The sequence below is a fragment of the Myxococcus sp. XM-1-1-1 genome (assembly GCF_020037095.1).
In the GTDB taxonomy this organism is placed as follows: domain Bacteria; phylum Myxococcota; class Myxococcia; order Myxococcales; family Myxococcaceae; genus Myxococcus; species Myxococcus fulvus.
This window is the reverse complement of sequence record NZ_JAIQDH010000052.1, coordinates 1-5,746: the sequence shown is the minus strand read 5'-3', so window position 1 is coordinate 5,746 and position 5,746 is coordinate 1. Positions and strand designations below refer to the sequence as shown.

Sequence of the window (5,746 nt, the reverse complement as noted above, 5' to 3'; positions counted from 1 at the left end):
GGTAGCAAGAAGTCGCGGTAGAAACAAGCGACTCGGTCTTTGAAAACCAAATAGCAAGCCCAAGAAGAAGAGAAGGATTGCGGAAACCGCAGTCAATCTTTGAGAAGGCCCCAGTCAGGGAGCGCTGAGAAGCGCATACCGGCAGGGCCTCGTAGTGAATCAGCGAGTTGAGGTTCCTTAGCCGGGCCTCAGCTGACGCCGGTTCAACCTTCAAAATAAAAATTGGAGAGTTTGATCCTGGCTCAGAACGAACGCTGGCGGCGTGCCTAACACATGCAAGTCGAGCGCGAATAGGGGCAACCCTTAGTAGAGCGGCGCACGGGTGCGTAACACGTGGATAATCTGCCTGGATGCTCGGGATAACCAGTCGAAAGATTGGCTAATACCGGATAAGCCCACGGTTTCTTCGGAGACTGAGGGAAAAGGTGGCCTCTGTATACAAGCTATCACAACCAGATGAGTCCGCGGCCCATCAGCTAGTTGGCGGGGTAATGGCCCACCAAGGCGACGACGGGTAGCTGGTCTGAGAGGACGATCAGCCACACTGGAACTGAGACACGGTCCAGACTCCTACGGGAGGCAGCAGTGGGGAATTTTGCGCAATGGGCGAAAGCCTGACGCAGCAACGCCGCGTGTGTGATGAAGGTCTTCGGATTGTAAAGCACTTTCGACCGGGACGAAAACCCGTAGCCCAACACGCTACGGCTTGACGGTACCGGGAGAAGAAGCACCGGCTAACTCTGTGCCAGCAGCCGCGGTAATACAGAGGGTGCAAGCGTTGTTCGGAATTATTGGGCGTAAAGCGCGTGTAGGCGGCGTGACAAGTCGGGTGTGAAAGCCCTCAGCTCAACTGAGGAAGTGCGCCCGAAACTGTCGTGCTTGAGTGCCGGAGAGGGTGGCGGAATTCCCCAAGTAGAGGTGAAATTCGTAGATATGGGGAGGAACACCGGTGGCGAAGGCGGCCACCTGGACGGTAACTGACGCTGAGACGCGAAAGCGTGGGGAGCAAACAGGATTAGATACCCTGGTAGTCCACGCCGTAAACGATGAGAACTAGGTGTCGTGGGAGTTGACCCCCGCGGTGCCGTAGCTAACGCATTAAGTTCTCCGCCTGGGAAGTACGGTCGCAAGACTAAAACTCAAAGGAATTGACGGGGGCCCGCACAAGCGGTGGAGCATGTGGTTTAATTCGACGCAACGCGCAGAACCTTACCTGGTCTTGACATCCTCGGAATCTCTCAGAGATGAGGGAGTGCCCGCAAGGGAACCGAGAGACAGGTGCTGCATGGCTGTCGTCAGCTCGTGTCGTGAGATGTTGGGTTAAGTCCCGCAACGAGCGCAACCCTCGCCTTTAGTTGCCACGCAAGTGGATCTCTAGAGGGACTGCCGGTGTTAAACCGGAGGAAGGTGGGGATGACGTCAAGTCCTCATGGCCTTTATGACCAGGGCTACACACGTGCTACAATGGCCGGTACAGAGCGTTGCCAACCCGCGAGGGGGAGCTAATCGCATAAAACCGGTCTCAGTTCAGATTGGAGTCTGCAACTCGACTCCATGAAGGCGGAATCGCTAGTAATCGCAGATCAGCACGCTGCGGTGAATACGTTCCCGGGCCTTGTACACACCGCCCGTCACACCATGGGAGTCGATTGCTCCAGAAGTCATCTCACCAAGAGATGCCCAAGGAGTGGTCGGTAACTGGGGTGAAGTCGTAACAAGGTAGCCGTAGGGGAACCTGCGGCTGGATCACCTCCTTTCTAAGGAGACCGGGCATCGGACACGCACTTCGGTGCGAGTAGGCGATGCCAGCAGCCTTCGGGCTGCGTCAGGTCGACCAGGTCAACGTTTCCGAGTCCAATCCGACTCGACTTCTTCGGGCTTGCTGTTTGGTTTTGAAGGACTGAGTGCGCAGGCGACTGCAGCACCAGCTCTTTGAGAATGAAGGACGCTGTAGGAAGAATCGACGCGGTAGCTCCCTGGGCCTATAGCTCAGCTGGCTAGAGCGCGCGCCTGATAAGCGCGAGGTCGGTGGTTCAAGTCCACCTAGGCCCACCACTTCCTCGAGACGTAAGTCGAGAGGGGCAAGTGGTGACGCACCCAGCATGGTAGGATGGCCTGGTTTAAGGGGCTGTAGCTCAGTTGGGAGAGCGCCAGCTTTGCAAGCTGGATGTCGTCGGTTCGATTCCGATCAGCTCCACTACGATTTTCCCTGCAGTTCGAGTGGGAAGCGTTCTTTGACAAGTGCATACGAAGGGTAAGTTGCAATTTCTGCTGAGTAACAAGTTCTCGCAGAAAGCACTGCCGAAACCGTCGCCGGGAGGCGAGGTGAGAGGCGGTGTTTCTACAAGCGAATTAGAAGTGAATCTTCCGGGCCTGCTGCGAAGAGCAGGGGTCTGGGCCTTGGTTTCGAGTTTCGACAATCCGCCGGGAGGCGGGCGTTGGACAAGAGATTAGGGCAAGTAAGCTACTAAGGGCGTGCGGTGGATGCCTAGGTGCCAAGAGGCGATGAAGGACGCGGGTGGCTGCGAAAAGCTTCGGGGAGCTGTCAACCAAGCGTTGATCCGGAGATGTCCGAATGGGGAAACCCAGCACTGCGAATAGCGGTGTTACCTCCTACTGAATACATAGGTAGGAAGGAGCTAACCAGGGGAAGTGAAACATCTCAGTACCCTGAGGAAGAGAAAACAATGAGTGATTCCCAAAGTAGTGGCGAGCGAAATGGGAGAAGCCCAAACCGAAGTCACGAAAGTGGCGTCGGGGTAGCGGGTCCACGGTAGGACTTTGACTGGCTAGCGGAAGCCTCTGGAAAGGGGCACCAAAGAGCGTGATAGTCGCGTACGCGAAAGCTGGTTGGAGCTGAGTGGGTTACCCAAGTAAGGCGGGACACGTGCAATCCTGCCTGAATCAGCCGGGACCATCCGGTAAGGCTAAATACTCCTTGGCGACCGATAGTGAACAAGTACCGCGAGGGAAAGGTGAAAAGAACCCCGGCAAGGGGAGTCAAAAGAACCTGAAACCGCATGTCTACAAGCAGTTCGAGCTCTACGGCGCAAGCCAGAGCGAGAGCGTACCTTTTGCATCATGATTCGGCGACTTAATATACGTAGCGAGGCTAAGCCGATAGGTGGAGCCGGAGCGAAAGCGAGTCCTAAAAGGGCGAATTAGTTGCGTGTATTATAACCCGAAGCGGGGTGATCTACACATGGCCAGGTTGAAGTGCGGGTAACACCGCATGGAGGACCGAACTCATGAAAGTTGAAAATTTCTGGGATGAGCTGTGTGTAGGGGTGAAAGGCCAATCAAACTCCGTGATAGCTGGTTCTCCCCGAAAGATATTTAGGTATCGGCTCGGGCAATTCAATACTGGAGGTAGAGCACTGGAACGGCTAGGGGTCTCACCAGATTACCAAACCGTACCAAACTCCGAATGCCAGTAATTGTTAGCCCGGGACGCAGTCAGTGGGTGATAACGTCCATTGGCAAGAGGGGAATAACCCAGACCGACAGCTAAGGCCCCCAAATCTAGTCTAAGTGAACACTAGAAAGGATGTGGCAGGTCATTGACAACCAGGAGGTTGGCTTAGAAGCAGCCATCCTTTAAAGAAAGCGTAATAGCTCACTGGTCAAGACAGGCCGCGCCGAAAATGTAACGGGGCTCAAGACTAGTGCCGAAGCTTCGGGTCATACGTAAAGCGTATGGCGGTAGGGGAGCGTTCCAACTGCAGCGAAGGCCGACCGAAAGGGCGACTGGAGCGGTTGGGAGTGCTGATGCCGAAATGAGTAGCGATAAAGGGGGTGAGAAACCCCCTCGCCGTAAACCCAAGGTTTCCTGGGTCAAGTTAATCTTCCCAGGGTTAGCCGGAACCTAAGTCGAGGCCGAAAGGCGTAGATGATGGAAAGCGGGTTAATATTCCCGCGCCATCTTGCAAGCGTTGAACTAAGGGAGGACGGAGAAAGCTAGACGAGCTGACCGGCGGTTGTGTCAGTCTAAAGGCGTAGGGGTGTCGCGTACGAATAAAGGCGCGGCAGCTATCCTCGAGACCTTATGGCGCCCCGTAAGGGGTAAGTCGTCGATGCTCTGCTTCCAAGAAAAGTCCCGTAGGGAGCTTGCAGGGTGTCCGTACCGTAAACCGACACAGGTGGGTGAGGAGAAAATCCTAAGGCGCTTGAGAGAACTCTCCTCCAAGGAACTAGGCAAATTTCCACCGTAACTTCGGAAGAAGGTGGGCCTCTGGTAGGTGAAGGCGTACAGCTGGAGCCGAGAGAGGTTGCAGAGAAATGGCGGTAGCGACTGTTTACCAAAAACACAGGACTCTGCGAAGGCGACAAGCCGACGTATAGGGTCTGACTCCTGCCCGGTGCTGGAAGGTTAAGGGGATTCGTCAGCCGCAAGGCGAAGCGATGATCCGAAGCCCCAGTAAACGGCGGCCGTAACTATAACGGTCCTAAGGTAGCGAAATTCCTTGTCGGGTAAGTTCCGACCTGCACGAATGGAGTAACGACTTCCGCGCTGTCTCGGAGAGGGACTCAGCGAAATTGAAATAGCTGTGCCGATGCAGTTTACCCGCAGCAAGACGGAAAGACCCCGTGAACCTTTACTATAACTTGACAGTGACACTAGGGATTGACTGTGTAGGATAGGTGGGAGCCTTTGAAGCCGGGCCGCTAGGTTCGGTGGAGGCAACGGTGAAATACCACCCTGTTGATTTCTGGTGTCTAACCATGTCCCGTTAGCCGGGATTGGGACACTGTCTGGTGGGTAGTTTGACTGGGGCGGTCGCCTCCCAAAGAGTAACGGAGGCGCGCGATGGTTCCCTCAGCCCGATTGGAAACCGGGCGGCGAGTGCAATGGCATAAGGGAGCTTGACTGCGAGACGGACACGTCGAGCAGGTGCGAAAGCAGGTCATAGTGATCCGGTGGTCCTGAATGGAAGGGCCATCGCTCAACGGATAAAAGGTACTCCGGGGATAACAGGCTTATCTCCCCCAAGAGTTCACATCGACGGGGAGGTTTGGCACCTCGATGTCGGCTCATCGCATCCTGGGGCTGGAGCAGGTCCCAAGGGTTTGGCTGTTCGCCAATTAAAGCGGTACGCGAGCTGGGTTCAAAACGTCGTGAGACAGTTTGGTCCCTATCTGCTGTGGGCGTAGGATACTTGAGAGGCTCTGACCTTAGTACGAGAGGACCGGGTTGGAGGCACCGCTGGTGTACCAGTTGTCTCGCCAGAGGCATCGCTGGGTAGCCATGTGCCGATTGGATAACCGCTGAAAGCATCTAAGCGGGAAACCGACCTCAAGACCAGGTATCCCGGGCGCAAGCCCCTGAAGACCCGTCGAAGACTACGACGTTGATAGGCTGGGTGTGTAAGCGCGGTAACGCGTTGAGCTAACCAGTACTAATTGGTCGAGCGGCTTACTTCCCCCTATCTCTTGCGCGCCCCCTCAAGGGGAGTAAGGGACTCGGGGCCAAGGCCGAGGCTTGAATGCATGCGCATTCACCCGGAAGAAACTTCTTTAAAGCACAGCGAGGCTTGATACTCGCAGAATGCTGCAACTTACCCTTCGTATGCACTGTCTCTTGTTTTCCGGTGGCAATGTCGGAGGGGTCACACCCGTTCCCATCCCGAACACGGAAGTTAAGCCCTCCAGAGCCGATGGTACTCCGCGGGAAACCGCGTGGGAGAGTAGGTCGCTGCCGGATTCTTTTTGAGAAGCCCTCGTCGCCTCGTGCGACGGGGGCTTTTCT

General features: G+C 55.6%; 2 tRNA genes and 3 rRNA genes. All 5 read left to right on the top strand.

The window, feature by feature from the left end:
* Positions 1-219 precede the first annotated feature (219 nt).
* Positions 220-1,757 (top strand): 16S ribosomal RNA (locus tag K8640_RS42220).
* Between the two features lie 221 nt (positions 1,758-1,978).
* Positions 1,979-2,055: transfer RNA gene (locus K8640_RS42215), tRNA-Ile, on the top strand.
* A gap of 69 nt (positions 2,056-2,124) precedes the next feature.
* A tRNA-Ala gene (locus tag K8640_RS42210) sits at positions 2,125-2,197 on the top strand.
* Between the two features lie 260 nt (positions 2,198-2,457).
* Positions 2,458-5,421, top strand: a 23S ribosomal RNA gene (locus K8640_RS42205).
* 163 nt (positions 5,422-5,584) lie between these two features.
* A 5S ribosomal RNA gene (rrf, locus tag K8640_RS42200) occupies positions 5,585-5,701 on the top strand.
* The 16S, 23S and 5S rRNA genes sit together here with 2 tRNA genes alongside, the layout of an rRNA operon.
* The last annotated feature ends 45 nt before the right edge of the window (positions 5,702-5,746 follow it).